General features: G+C 44.4%; 19 protein-coding genes. 5 read left to right on the top strand and 14 right to left on the bottom strand.

Going from position 1 to position 21,500, the window contains the following annotated elements:
• Window positions 1-17: 17 nt before the first annotated feature.
• The 8 genes from dld to EBI00_RS08805 all read right to left on the bottom strand — a co-directional run bounded on the left by dld (window position 18) and on the right by EBI00_RS08805 (window position 9,790).
• A complete protein-coding gene (dld, locus tag EBI00_RS08840) occupies window positions 18-1,754 on the bottom strand; it encodes a D-lactate dehydrogenase (protein WP_123095571.1) in 1,737 nt (578 codons plus the stop codon).
• A 150-nt stretch (window positions 1,755-1,904) separates the two neighbouring features.
• Window positions 1,905-2,333, bottom strand: a complete 429-nt coding sequence (locus EBI00_RS08835) for a BLUF domain-containing protein (protein WP_123095570.1) — start codon at window positions 2,331-2,333, stop codon at window positions 1,905-1,907.
• A gap of 167 nt (window positions 2,334-2,500) precedes the next feature.
• Window positions 2,501-3,382 (bottom strand): alpha/beta hydrolase, encoded by an 882-nt coding sequence (locus EBI00_RS08830; protein ID WP_123095569.1) that lies wholly within the window; start codon window positions 3,380-3,382, stop codon window positions 2,501-2,503.
• Window positions 3,383-3,543: 161 nt separating this feature from the next.
• Entirely contained in the window at window positions 3,544-4,410 is an 867-nt protein-coding gene (gene purU, locus EBI00_RS08825) for a formyltetrahydrofolate deformylase (protein WP_123095568.1), read from the bottom strand.
• Between the two features lie 109 nt (window positions 4,411-4,519).
• Window positions 4,520-5,173: a sarcosine oxidase subunit gamma gene (locus EBI00_RS08820; RefSeq protein ID WP_123095567.1), complete on the bottom strand. Its 654-nt coding sequence runs from the start codon at window positions 5,171-5,173 to the stop codon at window positions 4,520-4,522.
• The gene (locus tag EBI00_RS08815) at window positions 5,166-8,198 is read right to left on the bottom strand and encodes a sarcosine oxidase subunit alpha (protein ID WP_123095566.1); all 3,033 of its coding nucleotides are present in this window, start codon (window positions 8,196-8,198) and stop codon (window positions 5,166-5,168) included. The genes EBI00_RS08820 and EBI00_RS08815 overlap by 8 nt, the downstream gene beginning before the upstream one ends.
• Window positions 8,199-8,210: 12 nt before the next feature.
• On the bottom strand, window positions 8,211-8,504 hold the full coding sequence (locus EBI00_RS08810) for a sarcosine oxidase subunit delta (RefSeq protein ID WP_123095565.1): 294 nt from the start codon (window positions 8,502-8,504) through the stop codon (window positions 8,211-8,213).
• A 32-nt stretch (window positions 8,505-8,536) separates the two neighbouring features.
• Window positions 8,537-9,790 (bottom strand): sarcosine oxidase subunit beta family protein, encoded by a 1,254-nt coding sequence (locus EBI00_RS08805; protein WP_123095564.1) that lies wholly within the window; start codon window positions 9,788-9,790, stop codon window positions 8,537-8,539.
• A 348-nt stretch (window positions 9,791-10,138) separates the two neighbouring features.
• Between EBI00_RS08805 and EBI00_RS08800 the strand changes: the two genes are divergently transcribed.
• A complete protein-coding gene (locus EBI00_RS08800) occupies window positions 10,139-10,696 on the top strand; it encodes a helix-turn-helix domain-containing protein (protein WP_123095563.1) in 558 nt (185 codons plus the stop codon).
• Between the two features lie 112 nt (window positions 10,697-10,808).
• On the opposite strand, the gene EBI00_RS08795 is transcribed toward EBI00_RS08800, so the two are convergent.
• From EBI00_RS08795 to EBI00_RS08770, 6 genes are all read right to left on the bottom strand, one after another.
• Window positions 10,809-11,888: an ABC transporter ATP-binding protein gene (locus EBI00_RS08795; protein ID WP_123095562.1), complete on the bottom strand. Its 1,080-nt coding sequence runs from the start codon at window positions 11,886-11,888 to the stop codon at window positions 10,809-10,811.
• The gene (locus EBI00_RS08790; RefSeq protein ID WP_123095561.1) at window positions 11,888-12,880 is read right to left on the bottom strand and encodes a glycoside hydrolase family protein; all 993 of its coding nucleotides are present in this window, start codon (window positions 12,878-12,880) and stop codon (window positions 11,888-11,890) included. The genes EBI00_RS08795 and EBI00_RS08790 overlap by 1 nt, the downstream gene beginning before the upstream one ends.
• A 20-nt stretch (window positions 12,881-12,900) precedes the next feature.
• The gene (locus tag EBI00_RS08785; RefSeq protein WP_123095560.1) at window positions 12,901-13,779 is read right to left on the bottom strand and encodes a carbohydrate ABC transporter permease; all 879 of its coding nucleotides are present in this window, start codon (window positions 13,777-13,779) and stop codon (window positions 12,901-12,903) included.
• Window positions 13,780-14,862, bottom strand: a complete 1,083-nt coding sequence (locus EBI00_RS08780) for a carbohydrate ABC transporter permease (RefSeq protein ID WP_123095559.1) — start codon at window positions 14,860-14,862, stop codon at window positions 13,780-13,782. It abuts the gene before it with no gap.
• 105 nt (window positions 14,863-14,967) lie between these two features.
• The gene (locus EBI00_RS08775) at window positions 14,968-16,242 is read right to left on the bottom strand and encodes a sugar ABC transporter substrate-binding protein (protein ID WP_206612572.1); all 1,275 of its coding nucleotides are present in this window, start codon (window positions 16,240-16,242) and stop codon (window positions 14,968-14,970) included.
• 109 nt (window positions 16,243-16,351) lie between these two features.
• Window positions 16,352-17,404, bottom strand: coding sequence for a LacI family DNA-binding transcriptional regulator (locus EBI00_RS08770; protein ID WP_123095558.1), 1,053 nt, complete (start codon window positions 17,402-17,404; stop codon window positions 16,352-16,354).
• 267 nt (window positions 17,405-17,671) lie between these two features.
• Here EBI00_RS08770 and EBI00_RS08765 point away from each other — a divergent pair, with 267 nt between their 5' ends.
• The 4 genes from EBI00_RS08765 (at window position 17,672) to EBI00_RS08750 (ending at window position 21,494) form a co-directional block, all read left to right on the top strand.
• Window positions 17,672-18,331 (top strand): cupin domain-containing protein, encoded by a 660-nt coding sequence (locus EBI00_RS08765; RefSeq protein WP_123095557.1) that lies wholly within the window; start codon window positions 17,672-17,674, stop codon window positions 18,329-18,331.
• A gap of 79 nt (window positions 18,332-18,410) precedes the next feature.
• Window positions 18,411-19,475 (top strand): FAD:protein FMN transferase, encoded by a 1,065-nt coding sequence (locus tag EBI00_RS08760; RefSeq protein ID WP_123095556.1) that lies wholly within the window; start codon window positions 18,411-18,413, stop codon window positions 19,473-19,475.
• Window positions 19,476-19,582: 107 nt separating this feature from the next.
• Complete coding sequence (locus EBI00_RS08755) at window positions 19,583-21,076, top strand: sensor histidine kinase (RefSeq protein ID WP_123095555.1); 1,494 nt, start codon at window positions 19,583-19,585, stop codon at window positions 21,074-21,076.
• Window positions 21,069-21,494: a response regulator gene (locus EBI00_RS08750; protein ID WP_123095554.1), complete on the top strand. Its 426-nt coding sequence runs from the start codon at window positions 21,069-21,071 to the stop codon at window positions 21,492-21,494. Before EBI00_RS08755 ends, EBI00_RS08750 begins: the two co-directional genes overlap by 8 nt.
• The last annotated feature ends 6 nt before the right edge of the window (window positions 21,495-21,500 follow it).

Here is a 21,500-nt window from a genome sequence, read left to right as displayed (position 1 = left end):
CCTTTATGTAAACAAAATTACTTGCAGCCACACCCTTTGTGTTCGTCGCTTAGTGCTTGCCAGTTTTTCAGTTTACTGGTGCCGCCAATCCCTGAATTAAAGCTATTGGTTGGATCCGTCTTTTGGTAAAACTCGCGCAACGCGGGTTTAGCTGCATACTCATGGCCTACATTGTGCTCAGCGGGGTATTCTGCGCCACGGGCATCATAGCTGGATAGAATCTGATTCTTCACGGCTTTACCATCAACACCTTTTTTCATGATGTAGTTTTGGTGCATAACATGACAAAAGAAATGCCCGTAATACATTTTTACGGCGACTTTTTCTTCGATGTCTTGTGGCAGTTCTTCAAACCAATCGCGTTCATTACGCGGAAATGCCACATCGATAGTCATGATGGAACCGAGATCTTTGCCATTCATTAAGTGATAACGTGTTAATGCACCACCGGTCACAAAGCGATGCAAGATGGCCTGATCAGCTTCACGTTTGGTACAAGCAAAATAGCTGCCTTCATTATTTTTAAAGAAGTTCTCTAAATAGCCTTGGGCTTCTGCGACTCCATCATTGCTGGTTTCTACTATCCAATGGTGTTCATATTTTTCGCGAAAATCTTCCATGCGTTTTGGTAGATGATTCGGAAAAAGCTGACTCATGTACTGCATCATGATGTCGGAGAACTTGTTTGGCATAAAGGTCAATTTACCCGCCCATCTGTCTACGGTTCTCTTAAGAGCAAACATTTTAGGAATGTATTTTGTGCCCAGCTTGTCGATCACCAAATAGCTATCCTTTCCGTATTTTTTACTAATATCGTAGCTGCTGTTATGCATATATTCACCAGACACAGGCAAATTGGTAAAGGTCGACAACATATCACGGCGCATCTGTTCCATGACGGCTGGATCATTGGTGCCAATGTAAAAAACTTGATGTTTTTCTGGGATAGGAAAGGTATCAATTCGCACAGCAAATACGGCAAGTTTACCCGCACAACCGGATGCTTCGTATAAACGTCTTGGATCGTTGTTGAAACGCGACGGCGTGTCCGCGTCAACATCTCGAATTCTCTCATGGTATTCGTTGTCAGAACCACGTTTGTCTGGAAATTGAATGTCTTTTTCTTGGTAGGTTTTGTTTTGCAAGTTGGTCAGAATTTCTTCTGGGTCGTTACCCAACTCAATGCCTAAGTTGTTTACCAATTGCAGTTCGCCATCTTGGGTAACTTGAGCAAACAACGACATTTCTGTATAAGCCGGGCCACGTTGAACTAACGCGCCGCCAGAGTTATTACACACACCGCCAACGATAGACGCACCAATACAAGAAGAACCAATAACAGAATGCGGTTCACGCCCGTAGGGTTTCAGCGTGTCTTCTAGGCCAAACAAGGTACTTCCCGCAAAACCGACGATTTGTTTGCCTTGGTCAAGCAACTGAATATCGTCGATTCGCATGGTACTTATAATCACAATAGGACGATCATAACCTTCACCATTTGGTGTTGAGCCACCAGTCAAACCGGTGTTAGCCGCTTGCATAATAACAATAACGTCGGCTTTTACGCAGGCTTGCAGACATTTCCAGATTTCAATCAAACTACCTGGACGCACAACCGCATAGGCCTTACCACCACCAAGACGAATGCCCTGACTATAAGGTTTCGTCTTGTCTTCATCGGTTAAGGTGTATTGATTTCCTACGATGGCCTTTAATTCAGCGGCCAAATCTAAGCTGAAACTGGTTTCCGTCATATTAAGGTACTTCGCAACGTATCAATAGAAAGAGGCGGGTATACTAAACTGAACAAACAGTAAAAAATACCACAACCACACATTTGGGAATCATCACCATAAGAATTGCTTATGCCAGAATCCACATTGAAGGATGCCCTTGTTAGAGCATCATTGCGATTCGGCCTGTTTGATCTCATCTCTTATATCCAGCAATAGCGACTTAGCACTCTCACCGTTCATCTTATATGGGTCAAAGCTGATACTCTTTGTGTGCTGATAGATCAATTCAGCAAGGCTCTCAGTATTTTGTAAATAGCCCATATTCCAACTATCAAACTCCCTGTGGGAGATCTCCTGGTAATCAATTATTTCAGGTTTTTTGTGACGAGGATCCGTCGCAATTTTATGATAAATGTTATTCACATCTTGACGCGTTCCCTCTAAACATTGAAGAAAGAACTCTCGATTAAAAGACAGCAAACCGGTCACATTGATGGCTTTGTTATTGACTCGAGCCGCTTTGAGAATACGGCCAATATCATCAACCACAAATTGATCGCTAATGGTGCTTGCATAAATAAGTCGAACTAAATTCACATTAAGCCCTTCTAAACTGGATACATGCTATGAGTTATTTACATCCAAATAATATTTTTCCAAAAAAACAATCTTGATTATCGTAATTTTGTGTGTTTTTGTGTAAACGGAGAATAACTATTAAAATACGTAAGCACTTCCTTTAGCAAGCAAATTGCCAGTAGACTTTAGTCTTGTACCTTGATCTTATTTGCCCCATTGTGCTGAAAAAATTCGTTAACATCACCCAATATAGGGGCTTTGCTTTTCAAAAACCAAACAAGGCTAGACACCATATCGGCATGACCAACCCCTTCGTAAACTTTGCTCTCAACAGCACCTTGCTCAACATTAATTTTTGCAATCAGCTTGTCCATGTTACTTTTACCAACAATGGTATCGTCAGCGCCCCAGAGCAATAGCATTGGCGGCTCTTTACCATCAATAAAGGTCGTTACCTGCATATTTGGGTAGTTTTCCGGGGGGCCAAACATATCCATATAATCTTCTTCATTAGGCACAAAATCATACGGGCCAGACAAGCCAGCAAAGGCGTTTATAATGGATGGCGTTAAGCCTTCGGCTTGCAAGTAATGTTTGTCCGCCGTGACCATTGCACCAATATGGGCACCAGCAGAATGTCCTGCTATAAACAAGCGCTCAGGGTCGCCTTGGTATTCGGCAATATGGCGATACGTCCAAGCAACTGCCTTGGCGCCATCTTCAACAAAGGTCGGAAATTTTACCTGTGGGTATTTGCTGTAATCGGCAATCACAGTGATATAACCTTTTTTAGCGAAAGCTTCACCGACAAAGGGATACATGTCTTTAGAGCCATCTTTCCAGCTACCGCCATAAAAGAAAACAACAATAGGAAGTGATTGACCAGGAGAATGAGGCGGAACATAAACATCTAGCTTTTGCCAAGGCTCAGCACCATAAGCAATATCATTTGTCGTTTCGGTATCACTGAAGGTATTAGGTAAATTAGCGAGACTGAGACCCACCTTGGTGCAAGCAACCAGTACTAATGAACTTAGCGCTATGGCTATTTTTTGAAGAGCAAACATTACGGTCTCTAAATATAAATGGCGTAGAATTCTGTTTTATACGCATAAATGTTGTGAACAGACCACAAAGATAGACAGGAGTTTAGAAAAACATAAGAAAATGGGACGTTGCTCCCCCGAACAACATCCCACTTTGAGACATCCACTGTTAAGTGTCTTTATTATCCCCCAAATACTACTGTACGTTTGCCATTTAAAAACACACGTTTTTCCACGTGGCATTTTACGGCGTTGAACAAGGTGACACGTTCGATGTCTTGGCCCTTGGCGATTAGATCTTCTGCGTAATGAGCATGGTTCACCACTTGGATACCTTGGGAAATAATCGGGCCTTCGTCTAGATCGTTGTTAACATAATGGGCTGTCGCGCCGACCATTTTTACACCTTTCTCCCATGCTTGGTGATAAGGTCGAGCGCCTTTAAATCCTGGCAGTAAAGAGTGATGGATATTGATTGCGCGACCATCAAGATATTCACACATGCTTGGAGAAAGCACTTGCATGTAACGTGCTAGTACGACTAATTCGGTATCGTATTGCTCAATCAGTTCTCGCACCTGAGCTTCTTGTTCTAGCTTGGTATCGGCAGTGATAGGCAAATGGTAATAAGGAATGCCGTGCCATTTCGCTAGGTCTTCTAAATCAGGGTGATTGGAGATAATGACCGTGACATCGATGTTCAATTGCCCCGTCCGAAAGCGATACAGCAAGTCATTCAAACAATGATCGTATTTCGACACCATGATCGCCACTTTTGGCTTGTGATTTGGTGCAGTTAAGGACCAATCCATATCAAACTCTGCAGCACGTTCGGCAAATTCTGTTTTAAAAACGTCGGCATTGAAATCGGTATCTTGTGGTAAGAATTCTATGCGGATAAAAAAACGACCAGACTCTCGGTCATCAAAAGAGTGAATTTCATCAACATAGTTGCCGGCTTGCGCCATGTATCGAGTCACTACGTCGACCGTTCCGATGATGCTTGGGCAGCTAGCGGTAAAAATCCAAGGCGCGGTTTTTGATTTCATAAAATAGTCTCTTATTGTCTTAAGCTTTTTACGTCACGAAAAAGGCCGACCACCCAAAAAGTGGCCAATCAAAACTGTGAAATAACACACGTGAGTACGTGAGAAGTAATTAGGCCTTTACGACCAAACCGTATTCTCGACTGGCGTCTTGAATCCATAACCAGAGATAATCTGCGAAGCTACGACGTACCACCAATTCAAATTTTTCATCTGCTAGACGACAAATGGTCGCACCACTTTTAGCAAATACCGTAGACACGACTTTACCGACTGGGAACTCGCTTGCGTGCAAATCCACCGGCGTAGACTTTTTCAGCATATCAACCACATGACTCCCAGACACCTCAAAAATCGTTGTCCCGCCACTGATATTGACTAATGCATAATGGCCGGAGAACTTTTCTTGGAAGCGGGTTTCCAATTCAAAGGCTTGTTCACCATCAACAATAATCAGCCACTCATCAGGAGACATCCAGCGCACTGAAATCGCATCCGCCGTTACGGATGTTAATGGCTGCATTGGCAAAGCTACACCAAGTAAAGACTCAATAAGTGATAATTGCTCTACCGAAGGGGTGCAACGTAGTGTTAACAGACCTTTCAATTTGCGCTCATGAAAATGTACACCACCTTGCTGCGGCCCTTTCTCAGCAATACTAGCAAGATCAGAGTGATGCAGAGGGCTTTCACCGACAATAGCGCCAGTTGGAAGTTGATTGGTTACCACCTTCCCTTCCATTGCTTCTACTGTGACATCAGACATTTTGACGCTCCCCTTTTGGATCTAAGAATACTGGGCTGCAAATTTCAGCTTCAATCACACGGCCATCAGCCAATGGGTAATAAACTTTCTCACCCATTTTATCTAAGCCACCTTTAACAAACCCCATTGCTACAGAACGATTTAAGTTCGCGCTCCAGTAACTAGACGTCACATGACCCACCATTGGCATTGGAATGGGTGCTTTCGGATCAAGTACTCCCTGCGCGCCTTCTGGCAATACCGCTTTAGGATCTAGCGTTTTCAAACCAACAAGCTGTTTACGATTCTCGCGAACGCAATCTTCACGTTGCATGCCACGCTTACCGATAAAGCTAAATGGTTTTTGCATAGAAACAGCCCAAGACATACCCAAGTCAAACGGATGCACAGAACCATCAGTATCTTGACCCGCAATAATGAAGCCTTTCTCAGCCCGCAATATGTGCATGGTTTCCGTGCCGTATGGCGTTAAGTCAAATTCAGCACCTTTTTCAAACAACTCTTTCCATACATGCAAACCATAGTTAGCTTGTACGTTGATCTCAAAAGATAGCTCACCAGTAAAGGAAATACGGAACACGCGGGCTGGTACGCCAGCCACCGTCATAGGCTTCCAATCCATAAAGGCCATATTGTCTTTTGAAACATCGTAATCAGTGAGTTTTTCTAACAATTTACGGCTATTTGGGCCAGAAATTGTCATGGTTGACCAATGATCCGTCACACTATTGAAATACACTTCCAATTCAGGCCATTCAGTTTGGTGATAAATTTCTAACCAAGACAGAACGCGCGCAGCACCACCAGACGTGGTCGTCATTAAGAAATGATTCTCCGCTAAGCAAGACGTTACACCGTCATCAAATACCATGCCGTCTTCACCACACATCAAACCATAACGACACTTGCCTACTGCTAGTTTCGCCCATGCATTGGAGTAAACACGACCTAAGAATTCACGGGCGTCTTTGCCTTGGATATCGATCTTACCCAATGTAGACGCATCTAAAATTCCCACTGAGTTACGCGTCGCTAGACATTCGCGGTCCAATGCTTCTTGCATGGTTTCATTGCCTTGCGGGTAATACCAAGCGCGTTTCCATTGACCGACATCTTCAAATTTCGCACCACGTTCCACATGCCAAGCATGCATCGCTGTGTAGCGTTTTGGATCGAACAATTCACCACAATCACGTCCAGCAATCGCGCCAAATGTCACCGGTGTGTAGTTCGGACGGAAAATTGTCGTGCCGGTTTCTGGAATGGTTTGCTTGAGCATTTTCGCCGCAATCGCCATGCCATTAATGTTACCTAACTTGCCTTGGTCGGTACCAAAGCCCATCGCGGTATAACGCTTAACGTGCTCAATGGATTCGAAGCCTTCACGACATGCCAGCTCTATGCCTGCTGCGGTTACATCGTTTTGATAATCGACAAACTGCTTAGGCGCTTTTGATGTTGGTTTAGTGTGTGGAATATGGAACAAAGCCATGGCTTTGCCTTCTTCGATCACATCCGCTTCTGGCAAGACAACATCAGGCTTAGATAAGCCTAAATGAGCCAAGGCATCACAAGCCGCACTCAAGCCTTCGTCTAACACTTGTACTGTACTGAACGCACCATTAATCGCGCCAGCGGTGAGTTGTTTCTGAACCGTTACGCCCGGTGTAAAACCAACAATGTCATCGTTCCAAACAGGACGAGCGCCCGTATGACAAGACAAGTGAATAACCGGACTCCAGCCACCAGATGTGGCAACGGTATCCGCCGCCATTTTCACAACGGAACCAACAATCGCATCGCCAACTTCATTTAATGGCGCAATGGAAACATCGGTGACACGTTTGCTGCCATGGGCTTCAATCACACCAGAGCTAACTAGAATGCTAATACCGCGTTCGCGGGCTGCTTCCACAAAAGTACCTTGTGGATTCTTACGAGAATCAACAATCGCCACCACGTTGCGTCCCGCATCGTGCCAATCCAGCGCGGTGCGATAGGCATTGTCATTCGATGTCATCAAGACTAAATCTTTGCCCGGCGCGACACCATAACGGTTGATATAGGTCGACACCGCATTGGCAACCATGCAACCCGGCAAATCGTTATTGCCATAAACCAAAGGACGCTCATGAGCACCTGTTGCCAAGATCACCCATTTGGCACGCACACGGTGCAAGCGTTGCGCGATTTGACCATTAGGCGCGCGATCCGCAAATTGATCGGTACAATGCTGTTGAATGGTTAAGAAGTTATGATCGTGGTAGCCGTTGACCTGAGAATTCGGCAGCATCAAAACATCGTCAAAGCCTGATAATTCTTCCACGACTTCAGCGACCCATTCGGCGGCAGGCTTTCCATTCAGGGCTTCTGTAGTGCTTAGCAAACTTCCGCCAAATTCGTTTTGCTCGTCGGCAATAATGACTCGTGCGCCAGCGCGAGCTGCGGTTAGAGCCGCCATTAGACCCGCTGGGCCTGCGCCAACAATCAGCACATCGCAATGTTGGTTCATCTTGTCGTAAATGTCTGGATCATTTTCCTTTGGTGCACGACCAAGACCGGCGGCTTTACGAATATAAGATTCGTAGGTTTCCCACATGGATTTTGGGTACATGAAGGTTTTGTAATAAAAGCCCGGCGGCATCATTTTCCCACCGACTTTGCCTACCCAGCTCATCAAGTCATTATCAACATTCGGCCAGCCGTTTGTCGTGCTGGCAACCAAACCATTGTAAAGAGACTGCTGAGTCGCACGCACGTTAGGAATTTGTGTTGCTTCAGTCGAGCCAATTTGCATGATGGCGTTTGGCTCTTCCGCACCCGCTGCGACAATACCGCGCGGACGACTGTATTTAAAACTGCGACCAACAATATCAACACCGTTCGCCAATAAAGCTGACGCTAAGGTATCGCCTTCGAAGCCTTTATATTGTTTGCCGTTATAGGTAAAAGTCAGCGGTTTGGAGCGATCGATTCGTCCACCATCTTGGAGACGATTAGACTGCTTACTCAACTCTTGTGTCATTGTATCGCTCCTCTATTTCGCTTCGTTGGCCACAACAGATGGCTTTTCGCCAACCTTGTAGACTTCTAGAATTTCGTAAGTGTGAGTATTACGAGTGATGTTGAAATACTTACGACAACCCGCTCCATGAACCCAAAGCTCATGATGTATTCCGCGTGGATTGGCACGAAAATACATGAATTCGCCCCACTCTTTATCGGTGCAAGCATCTGGGTCTAATGGGCGCGGAATATGCGCCTGACCAGACGCATGAAACTCTTCTTCCTCGCGGTATTCACAACAATGCGGGCAATAAATATGAAACATGGTACTTCTCTCCTTATTCGGTCTTAGCCCGCTTAATGTGCTACGCCAGCTGCGCCGTGTTCATCCACCAGCGCGCCGTTATGGAAACGAAACATAGAAAAAGGTTTCGCCAATGGATGCATTTCGCCCTTCGCCAAAGACGCGGCAAATACATGGCCTGAGCCTGGTGTCGCTTTAAAACCGCCTGTTCCCCAACCACAGTTGAAGTACAAGTTTTTCACTGGCGTTTCACTGATAATCGGACACGCATCTGGACAGGTATCAACGATACCGCCCCACTGACGGTTCATGCGCACACGGCTAAACACTGGGAACATTTCGACAATTGCCTGAATCGTATGCTCGATAGTGGAATAAGAACCACGCTGGCCATAGCCGTTGTAGCCATCAATACCCGCACCAATAACCAAATCGCCTTTGTCAGATTGCGATGCGTAACCATGTACTTGGTTAGACATAACAACCGTATCCAGAATCGGCTTGATCGGTTCAGACACCAAGGCTTGTAACGGATGAGACTCTAATGGCAGCTCAAAGCCTCCCATCTTAGCTAAGACGCTAGAGTTACCTGCCACCACACAACCCACTCGATCTGCTCGTATATCGCCATAACGTGCAGTACGTACGCCGACGACAGTGCCATCTTCGATGATTAAGTCTTCCACTTCGGTTTGTTGAATCAGATCCACACCACGAGTATCGGCACCACGTGCAAAGCCCCACGCCACGGCATCGTGACGAGCAACACCCGCGCGAGGCTGCCAAGACGCGCCCATCACTGGGTAGCGTGCACGGTCGGAACAATCCAATACTGGGACAATTTCTTTCACTTGCTGAGCGTCTAATACCTCGCCATCAATGCCATTTAAACGGTTGGCGTTTACGCGGCGCTGTATGTCGCGCATGTCTTGCAAGGTGTGACCAAGGTTCAAACAGCCACGTTGAGAAAACATTACGTTGTAGTTCAAATCCTGCGACAGACCTTCCCACAATTTCATGGCGTGCTCATACAAATGCGCCGCTTCATCCCACAAATAATTAGAACGTACAATCGTGGTATTGCGCGCTGTGTTACCCCCACCTAAAAAGCCTTTTTCAATCACCGCGACATTGGTGACGCCAAACTCTTTTGCCAAATAATACGCCGTTGCTAAACCATGACCGCCACCGCCGACAATGATCACATCGTATTTCTTTTTCGGGGTTGGATTGCGCCACACCCGCTGCCAATTCTCGTGATGGCTAAAACTGTGCTTTAACAACCCAAAGCCGGAATAATGCTGCATGAGATCAGCTCCCTTACATAGATAACCGACCCTGTCGATTATTGTGGTGTGATTAAGAGTGACAGTGTGTAACGAACAAGCGCTGCAAATGCCATAAACTAACCGTGATAATAGGGTTAAAAAACCACTATCTTATGCTTGGAAGCGTCGAGCGCATGACAAATTGCGACAGCGTACATTACGGCTGTAGATAGGGCGGTAATGATGGAAATAAAGCAAAAAAACGATACGCCAAAAAAGAAATTTAAGAAGCGATTCACTTTGCATAGAGCAAAGGCTGGACGGATAAATCATCAGGAAGTAGTCAATAATTGCATTTTTCAAAGCAATGATTAAGATAGTTAGACCATGACAGAATACGATTTCACCTTAACCTTTGCCTTACCCACTAAAGATACCGACCCACAATTTTATCTTGATGCACTAATGGAATCCGGCTGTGACGATGCCATTATTGGTGTAGGTGTTTCAGGACGAATAGCGTTAAATTTTACTCGTCACTCTGATAGCGCGCGCGATGCGATGACATCAGCATTGGAAAACGTTTTAACCGCTATACCAAATGCAACATTGACTGAATCTAGTCCAGACCTAGTTGGAGTCTCTGATATTGCGGCGATTCTAAAAGTGAGTCGCCAAGCAGTACAAAAGATGGTAATTGAGCACATTATGACCTTCCCTACGCCTGTGCATTCTGGTGCCACGCAGATATGGCATTTAGCAAACGTTTTAGCGTGGAGCACTACTCATACAAACCACTCACATATCAATCATTCGTTAATTGAAATCGCTGAAGCATCACGACAAATCAATTTAGCGAGAGAAATCAGTGATCTTAAAGACGTAATACCCAGTCAGATTACTAAACTATTTCTACCATCAGACAGCTCGATAGAGTGGCAGTAAAATAGGCTTTTTATTTAGCTCCGATTATTAACAATAACCGGAGCATTTGGGCAACTAAAGCGCTTCACCTAGTGCCCTAAAGTGATATATTTTCTGACTCTTTAGAGAAGACTTAAGCGTCTGCACTCTTCACAAAGACATGCGCTCGTTCTGGATCAAAATGCAGACTAGTACTTTCACCTATTTCGAATACCTGATCCTGACCAATGGAGGCAATCACTTTTTTGCCATCCGACAGACTAATGTCTAAAACCGTTTCGGTGCCTAGGCGTTCTGTTAAGGAAATTTGGCCATGAAGACAGCCCTTATTATCACCATGTTGTGGTTGCAGGTATTGTGGACGAATTCCTAACTCAACAGTTTGGCCAACCAATACATCTTGCTCTGGTCTTGGCAGCACAACCGAATTCAAGACAGATGAACCAAGAGTGATAGTTTGAGCATCTATTGCCAGCACTTCTGCATCAATAAAGTTCATCGATGGTGACCCCAAAAAGCCAGCTACAAAGCGGTTTGCAGGGTAATGAAATAATTCCATCGGACTACCAATTTGTTGTACCTCACCTTCTTTTAAAACAACAATTTTGTCTGCCAGTGTCATAGCTTCCACTTGATCATGGGTCACGTAAATCATGGTTGCACCCAACTTTTTATGGAGTTTTGCAATTTCCATTCGCATGTCCATTCGTAATGATGCATCCAAGTTGGACAATGGCTCGTCAAATAAAAACACTTTAGGATTACGCACGATAGCACGCCCGATGGCAACACGCTGACGCTGTCCTCCCGAAAGCTGACTAGGTCGACGCTCTAGTAAATGCTCCATTTGTAAGACTCTAGCGGCTTCGTTAACACGTCTATCTTTTTCTTCTTTTGTCACACCCGCAATTGTCAGACCAAAAGCCATATTTTCACGCACTGTCATATGCGGAAAAATAGCATAAGATTGAAAAACCATGGCAATACTTCGGTCTTTGGGCTGCAGGTGATTGACCACCTTACCATCTATCGACAATGTGCCATCTGTTATGTCTTCAAGCCCCGCTATCATGCGTAGCAAGGTAGACTTACCACAGCCAGATGGACCAACAAATACCGTGAACTCACCATCTTTGATGTCGATGTCCACGCCTTTAATAATATCAGTTTTATCGTAGCGCTTTACCAGCTTATGTAATGTGACGTCCGCCATTAGTCGTTGTCCTTTTTGTTTTCTGAGACCTTTAATAGACCCGCTGCATCTACCTCTATTGCTACTGGATCCAGAATTTCACCAACAAAACCTTGTTTGTCTTGGTCATGAAAACCTATGATGCAATGACCTTTTTCGGTTTCAAGGATTCTCGCGGCATAACGGTGACAAGGGTTCTCACCATCAAAAAAAGCCCCAGGAGCAACTTGCCAAGGTCCTCGCGGATGATCTGCGATCAGGTAATGGTTGCCTGTAACCAGTTTACCGGATTGGCTGGCTGTATAGGCCTCACTCCAATGCTGGCTGGACGTGCAAAACAAACAGTACCAACGATCATCAATGGCAAAGACTTGTGGCACTTCTAATTGACCAAAGCTGCCAACAAACACTGGAGGCTGCAACACCCAGTCGTATAAGTTATCCGAGGTGGCAAAGCCAATCGCGCCACCAGCATTAGCTTCCTCTACTCCTGGAGCTCTGGCAGTAAAAAACATCAACCAACCATCTCCCTTTGGATCTTTCATGACCCAAGGATCACGCATTGCTCTATCATGCCAAAATCCCTTTAGGTGCTCATGTTCGTAATGAAGCGCATTTTCACCTACCAAATCCAAACACAAACCATCGCCTACACGTTGCCAGTGGTGTAAATCCGTGCTTGTAGCATGCCCCACTCGTTGGTATAGACTACCTTCAGCTAAGCTAGTTCCTGTATAAAACAGGTGATACAAGCCGGATTCATCACACACAACATTGCCCGTCCATGTGGTTGAATCGTCCCACGCAGGGGACGCCGCAGGAGCAAAGCTAGTACCTTGATGCTGCCAATGAATTAAATCGGTTGAAGTGGCATGACCTTGGCTAACGTTTAAATGACGTAGTTCAGGATCGAGCAACGCCTTATCGGCTTTCAAAAAATAACCATGCCATGTATCGCCTTCACGAAAATACCAACTGTCCCAAATCCACTGATCTTTTAATGCGATTGTCATTATATAACTCCTAAAAAAAATTAACCCTTCACACCGGTAGAGGCTATTGAGGCGATAAAAGCGCGTTGTAGTACCAAATAAAAGGCCAAAACAGGCAAGGTGATCAGTGTTAAATACGCCATCACTTCGCCCCACGCTGTATTAAGTTGAAAGAAATACTGTAAACCGACTAGTACCGGACGATACTGCTCTTGCTGTGTGACCATAATCGGCCATAGATACTGGTTGTACATCACTAGAAATTTCAATATCGCCGCAGTGGCAATCACAGGTCCAGACAGCGGCATCACAATACGCCAATACACCTGCCACCAGCTGCTCCCCTCAACACGAGCGGCTTCTATTAGCTCACGAGGTAAGTCTTTAAAATATTGAGTAAACAGAAAAATGGTCAACCCATCCGCGATAAAAGGCACAATTTGAACCCTATAGGTATTTAGCCAACCCCAAGTTAGGCCCTCTAGTCCAATCCAAGGTAATTTGGAGACCATCAGCAACATTGGGATCGCAATCGTCTCAAAAGGCACAATTAATGTGGCTAAAATAATTGAAAAAGCCAGCTGCTTGCCGCGCCAGTTTAAGAAGACAAATGAAAAACCCGCCATTGAACAAAAAAACAAACTCAGCAGCACAGTCACAGCAGTGACTAGCAAAGAGTTAAACATGAACAAAAAAATGGGTGCTCTTTCAAAAGCCTTTTCATAATTGGTTAAACTAATATCTCCAACGGGCAAAAATGCTCTCAATGACGCTGTGTCAGCCAATAGTTGATAGTCTGGTTTAAACGAAGAGACCAGCATAAAAATCAGTGGGAATATAAAAATAAGCGCAATTAAAGACAATACTGTGTAGCGCACAATGAGTCTGAGTCGATGGTTATCTTGCGTAATATTAGCCATTTAATTTTTCTCCCGAGTTAAATAACGCTGCAACAGAGAGATGCCTAATACCATGATAAAAAGCACCACAGAAATGGCCGATCCGCCAGATATATCCTGCTTGCCATACCCTCGCTCGACCGCTTGAAAAACAATAGTTTGAGTGCTGTCCAATGGACCGCCATTCGTCATAACATCAACTTGAGCAAATAATGCGAACGCCTGCATGGTAATGACGATCAGCACCAAAATGGCTGTATTTTTGAGTCCCGGCCAAGTCACATAACGAAAAGTTTGCCAACTTGAGGCACCCTCAATTTTCGCGGCCTCATACAAAGTGGGCGAGATAGTTTGTAAACCAGAGAGCCAAATCACCATATGAAAGCCAACCGCCTGCCAAATAGACATGACCATGATGGAACCCAGCGCCGTATTTGGGTTGCCCAACCAATCCACAGCTGTAAAATGACCAAATGACAATGTATGAAATAAATTATTTAGCAAACCATTCTGACCGTCATAGATAAAACGCCAGAGGATAGACACTACAACGATCGAGACCACAACAGGCATAAAGTAAATAGCACGATATAAATTAATACCCCTCAATCGTTGATTGATTAGTAAGGCTAACCCTAAAGCTAAAGCTCCCTGCAACGGCGCAACAATCAGAACAAAAAGCAAAGTATTCACTATCGCCTTCATAAAAACCGGATCGCTGGCCAAAATGGCGATTTTTTTGTCCTGCCACTGCCAAGAAAACCACTCTTTCATCCCTTGTAAATGGGCATAATCAGGATTATTTCGGGTGTAAGAACGTATCCGTGGATAACGAATATCGCCACGATTGTCTCGTTTTATCTCGCCCGTCGCAGTGACGTCAGGATCAAGTACTAATAAATTGACACTCAGCAATTGTTGATAATTTTCTAAGCCAACAAATTGTGTTGGATTAGGCGAAATTAAGCGTTGATTTGTCATCGAAAATAAAATGGCAAACACAAAGGGAACCACAATAAACAACATCATCAAACCAAAGCCTGGCAGGGCAAACAGCCAGCCACTTTGGTTATGTTGCGTGAGAGTTGGAAGTGATTTTTGCATAATTAAATTGCCTTTTCGGGCGGTTGATGATTATTTGCTTTATAAGGTTGCCGCGCTGCGCAACCTTATAAAGCCATTTCCCTATAACAAGTGAAGACGAATTAATTAATGCCCGTAGCCCAAATTGCGACGGATATCGTTATTAATCTCGTCGGCAGCATTGTCCAACGTATCCGCAACATCTGCGCCATCGGCTATATCGGCTAACGCTTTTTCAAACACCTTAGCGGCAACCACGTAACCTGGAGTGACAGGTCTAAGTACAGCCTGCTGCGCCGATAATTCATAGAAAGTTGCCATAGGCTCACCTTCCTGATAGTGCTGACTGACTGCGGCAGAGGTTTCAGTTGGTGGAATTAAACCAATAGCATCAGAAAACGCCGCCATGTAGCTATCTTGTGTAGCAAATTTAATAAAGTCCGCAGCACCTTGAGAATGCGGCGTGGTCGCAGAAACACCTAATTGCCAACTTGCTGCCCCAATTTTAGGACCATTACCCAAATCTGGTGCAGGCAAAAACAATACGTCATCACCGAACGCTTTAAGCATATTCAATGCAGTCCAATTACCGTTCCATTGAATAGCATATTTACCATCCACTAATCCGGTTTCACGGTCAGCCGCATCTTGAGAATTTCCAGGGCTAAAACCCTCTTCAAACAGCATCTGCCACCATTCTCCAAAAGCGATGGCAGCATCGCCATTTAGTACCCCCTCTGCACTTTGGTAGGTACTACGATCCACAATATCCCCACCAAAACTTTGTAAAAAAGGACTAAAAGCATAAGGAAACCATTCACCTTTCCATGCCAAACCAAGGTCAAGCGGATAGTCAAATTTGCCTGTTTGTTTTAACGTTAAAAGTGCGGCATTGAATTCCGTTAAGGTCCAAGGCTGTTCTAGTGTTGGAATACGAATATTGGCTTCAGTTAAGGTGGACTTTCGCGTAATCATGGCAACCGCGGCATCCCACAATCCCAAGGAGTACAACTTTCCATTCCAATACCCTTTTGTACCAGGTAAAAAATCGGCAATGGCTGTTTGATCAATGTTGAGCGGTTGTAGGTACCCAGCCCACGCCCAATTGGGCATCACGGGACCATCCACATCAAGAATATCTGGCAAATTACCTGCCAGTGCGGCGGCAATTACAGAGTCGTTATAAGACTCTTGTGGGAAACTTTCTAAAATCACATTCCAGTCTGATTGGTTACTGTTAAAATCCGCAACGATTTGATCAATAATTTTGGCTTCCACCGGATTACCTGCGCCGTGATACCACAAAGATAAATTCGTTTGCGCGTATCCATTTATTGCTCCCATAGTTAGTAACGATACGCCTGTAGTCATTAGTATGTTTTTCATTATTTTTGTTTTCATATTAAGTTTCTCCAAATCGGACTTAATGAATGACATCGATGTCATTTGATAGATAAAAAATTTTCCTTTTCTTATCGAGCTTTTTAAATGCTGATTTATAACCCACAAATCAGCTGATATTGTCACAAGGCAATACGGAATGACGCCATACAACAGGACTGGCAACACGAACAGGGGTTGCTAGTAATTGAAATTGTTTATCTTGAATTTGCTTGAGCAATAATCGCGCAGCTTCGACACCCATTTCTCTGTAAGCTAAATCCACTGTCGTTAACGATGGGTACAAACTTTCTGTAATTGATAAATAATTGTCATAACCCGCAACTGACATGTCTTCCGGTATACGAATTCCACGGGAGCGTAAAATCCCGTACAGTTTTAAAGCCATTTTATCATTACCGCAGCATATGACAGTCGGAGGCTGAGGTAAGGCTAAAAGTCGATCCACCGCCTGCTCAACTAAGACTTTGTTGTCGACTTGATGCAAAGTATCAGCGCAGAGGATCAAATCAGAATCGATTTCAATTCCTGCTTCACTGAGCGCTTGGCAATACCCATTAGTACGCAATTCAGTCGCAACCATTTGCTTATCTAGACTTAAGTAAGCAACACGTCGATGCCCAGATAACAAAATGCGTTTAACTAAATAATACTGACCCCATTCATCATCTGGCACCACTGCTGGTGTTTCTTTAGAATCAAAACAGTTTGCCAAAACAATGCCTATATTTTTAGTATGTTTAGGCAAATTAATTTGTTGATGAAAGTCTGCGACATAAATAATGCCTTCAACACGGTGCTCTTGGAAAGTTCGAATTAAAGGTTCAATTCGACTACTGTCATTGCCCGTATCAGCAATCAGTAAAGTTTTGCCAGATGATTGAATTTCCGATTGTATACCTTGCACAATGAAAAGATCAGGTAACCCTGTTGGGCCAGCCGTCGGATTATGGGATATAGCTCCCGTTATAACACCGATTAAACCCGACTTGTTAGAGCGCATTGCTCTGGCCGCTGTGCTGGGCACATAGCCTAATTGGTCAATAGCGGCTTTAACCTTTAAACGTGTTGCTTCACCCACTGGCGCGTCATTATTCAGAACCCTGGAAACGGTCTTAGGAGACACCTTGGCGATTTTTGCTACATCGTAAATGGTAGACATTAAACATTAACCTTTAAATGACATCGATGTCATAATAGTGCTAATAAAATAGTTGTCAAGGAAAAATCGACAATTAAATGACCAAAAGGTAATTGTGTGTTTACTGTAAACTGAAAATAATCGTTATTCTAGAATTACTAAACTCGTTATCCGCTTGTTACGTATGATGTTAAGAGCAGGCATAATTAAGAATTTGCCATGTTCATTAAATGCCTTGCTGGTTAAACAGGATACTTGGCCTTTAGGTCCAATCTGACGGGAATGTATATGCACCACGTAAACTTAGACTTTCGTAAAAAAGTCGTTATTCGCTCTGCAGAAGAAGCTTGGTTGGCGAGTCCTTTGGCGGGCGTTTCTCGCAAGATCCTTTCTCGCGAGGAAGCGGAAAGCGGCCATGCCACTAGCATTGTTCGTTATGATGCGGGAGCGCATTTTAGTCCGCACCGTCATCCTTTAGGGGAGGAGATTTTTGTGCTTGAGGGTGTTTTTAGTGATGAGAATGGCGATTATCCAGCGGGTACTTACATTCGAAATCCACCAGGCAGCCAGCATCAACCATTTAGTAAACAAGGTTGTACCCTGTTTGTTAAGCTGAATCAGTTTTTACCCGATGACCAAGAGACGGTCCGAGTGAACACCAACAAAACCGCTTGGCGGCCTGGTCAAGGCGGTTTACAAGTCATGCCTCTGCATCAATACGATGTAGAGCACACCGCCTTGGTTAAATGGCCAGCAAACGAGCGTTTTTCTCCCCATCGGCATTTTGGAGGAGAAGAAATTTTGGTACTAAGCGGCACGTTTTGTGACGAACATGGCGAATACCCAACGGGGACTTGGTTGCGAAGCCCTCACATGAGTGAACATCACCCTTTTGTCGTTGAAGAGACGGTTATTTTGGTTAAAGTGGGGCATCTTGGCACTCAATAAGCGTTTCAGAATGGTTTTATTAGAGCTGTCCTGCTGAGACTGGTAAACTCTTAAGATTCTTTTTGTAAGGCTTATTCTTATGTCCAACTCAATTCAATTACGAATTAAGCGCCGTGTCTTATTGGCTGTGTGCGGGGTTACCTTGACACTCCTCGTCGGGTGCAGTGAACCCCCTAAAATAGAAAATATTGAGGGCTATGCTCAGGGCACCTCTTACCAAGTGTTGTTTTGGTCACAAGATAAAACACCTGTCAGTGAAGTTCAAACTGAGTTTGATTCAATTCTTTCGCTGATAGACAAAGAGTTGTCCACTTACCGCCCTGATTCCTATATTTCTGAATTTAACGCCAGTCCCTCACTTGCGTGGCAGACGGCATCACCAGACTTTATAAATTTGATAACGACCGCGAAAGACATTCATCGTAAATCTCAAGGTTGTTACGATCCTACCGTTGGCCCCTTGTTTGATTTGTGGGGATTTAAAAATGCGTCTTTTTATGTTCCTACTTCTGCTGAAATTGCCGAAACTAAAGCAAAATTAGGCATAGATAAAATAGAGGTCGATACAAATCTTTCCCGCGTGCGTAAAACTCACCCCACCTTGGCGTTGGATTTTTCTTCTATGGGGGAAGGCTATACGATTGGTAAATTGAGTAAGGTCCTGGAAGCAAATGGCGTAAAAAACTACATGATTCAGTTTGGTGGCGACTTAAAAGTCAAGGGCCAAAAACCCAACGGTGATCAATGGCGCATTGCCATCCAGCAACCCACCCACGCCACCGCAGCGGCACCAAAGATTTATAAGATCATGAACGTCATCGACGAAAAAGGCGTCACACTGGACACATCTGGAACCTACAATCGCTATTTCGATGAGAATGGTGTGGAATATTCTCATATTATCAATCCGAGCAGCGGTGAGCCCGTCAAACATAAGCTTGTTTCCGCCTCCGTGTTACACAGAGACGGAATGTTAGGAGATGCTTGGGCAACGGCTATGTTGTGTCTTGGTCCTATCGAAGGTAAAAAAATTGCCGACCAAGAAAAGCTCGAAGTGTTTTTTATTGAAACAACATCTGAGAATTTTTCTGACTCTAGCAGTACTGCGCTACTCAGTACGACTAAAATCAAATTTGTGAATTAATGATCGCAGAGTACACAAAAACTTAATCGGTTTATGAGGGTGAATTTGCTGACGCCTTGTTTGTAGTCTATACCTATAAAGATGTTCTACTTTATTCGGAAGATGCGATGAGTCAACAGGACGCCGCTAATTCATCTTTTGCTTTTCACCCTGAATCTTTGAATAAGACCGCATCGTTGAAGCATCTGGTCGATTTCTTGCCGTTGGGTGCTATGCTGGTCAGCTCTGATGCGCGAATCATCTTGGCTAATGATTTACTCAACGAAATACTGGGCTATGAGAGTGATGAACTGGTTGATGAAGATGTGGGGGTGCTACTGCCCTCTGATTATCAAAAAAGTCATGCGGCATACATCAAAAGCTTTTTTCAAAACCCACATAAACGCTCTATAGGCGAAGAGGAAACCTTTCTCGTAAAGTGTAAAAGCGGGCGTTTACTTCCTATTGATGTGGGTATGAATCCGCTTCCCAGCGAAAATAGCCCCATGGTTTTGGTGACCTTAGTTGACCTTTCCCCAAAACGACATGCAACGACTGTGTTTCAGCGGTCTATCCAAGTAGCGCCCCATGGCGTTTTGGTGGTGGATTCCAATGGCATCATTCAACTTGCTAACAGCATGCTTTGCCAATATTTTGGTTATCAGCTTGATGAGATCATCAAGCAACCGCTCGACATGCTTTTACCTGAACGCTATCGTCAGCATCATACCCATCTGCGCCACTCATTCCACGCCAACCCCATGCCCAGAACGATGGGCGCTGGCAGAGACCTGACAGCATTGCATAAAGATGGCCGTGAATTCCCCGTTGAAATTGGCTTAAGCCCATTCGAAGATGAGCAAAACAAAAATATGGTGTTCGTCTCTTTGCTAGACATCACCGAACGCAAGAGAATGGAACAAGCATTACGCGAAACCAATAAGAATCTTGAAGAGTTTACGTATGTCGCCTCTCATGATCTGCGCTCCCCTCTGCGAGGCATGGCCGATTTATTAGAGTGGATAAAAGAAGATCTTGAGCCGAATACGCTGCCCGATGTGTCAAACAACTTGGATCGGATTGACATCCGTATTAAGCGAATGGAACAGCTGATCGACAACTTATTAACGTATGCAAAAGCGGGTAAAAAAGACGCTATCGCCGAAGAAGTGGATGTTAATTTGCTTTTGGATCGTACGATAGACTTATTAGAAGTCCCAGATAGTTTGTGTTTAAGCCGCGATATTCAGTTAACACAACTTACCGCCTTCTGTACTCCCCTTGAAACGGTTCTTAGAAACCTCATCAGCAATGCCATTAAACACCACGACACCAAAGTAGGATCGATTTTAATTCGCTCACAAGTCGACCACAATTTTTGTCATTTTTCTATCTGTGATGATGGTCCTGGGATACCTGAGGCTGCCCATGAGCGAATTTTTCGATTATTTCAGACGGTAACGTCAAGTGAGAGAAGTGGAACCGGCATAGGGCTTTCGGTCAGTCGTCGATTAGTTGAAACCCACGGCGGTCGTATTTGTGTAGAAACCAATCAGCCTCGACGTGGCGTTACCTTTCATGTTTGGTGGCCACGTTTTATCAGGAAAGATAACCATGATTAACGAATTGAGTGTTTTAATTGTTGAAGACGACGATGTGGCGGCAGAGTCTATTGCACGTAGCTTAAAAAAAGTATCACCCGACATTTATTTGGTCTATGCCGAACATGGTAAAGCCGCCATGACAATTCTAAAAAAACAAGACCCTATGAGGATCTTAACCACGCCCTATTTAGTGCTTTTGGATTTAAATATGCCAGTGATGAATGGATTTGAGTTCCTAGCCAGCGTTCGTGAGGATGCAGAACTAAAAGATACTGTTATATTCATTTTAACTACGTCTAACGATGATAATGATAGATCCCAAGCGTACGATAACAACGTGGCAGGCTATATGGTGAAATCGGCGGTGGGCCCACAATTTGCCAAATTAGCGACCTTGTTAGATGCGTACAAGAACGCTGTCGAACCAAATTGTTGAGCAGGA

The sequence above is a fragment of the Marinomonas hwangdonensis genome (genome assembly GCF_003721245.1).
GTDB lineage: Bacteria > Pseudomonadota > Gammaproteobacteria > Pseudomonadales > Marinomonadaceae > Marinomonas > Marinomonas hwangdonensis.
Note: the sequence above shows the minus strand (reverse complement) of the source record. Positions and strands in the feature narration are given on the sequence as shown.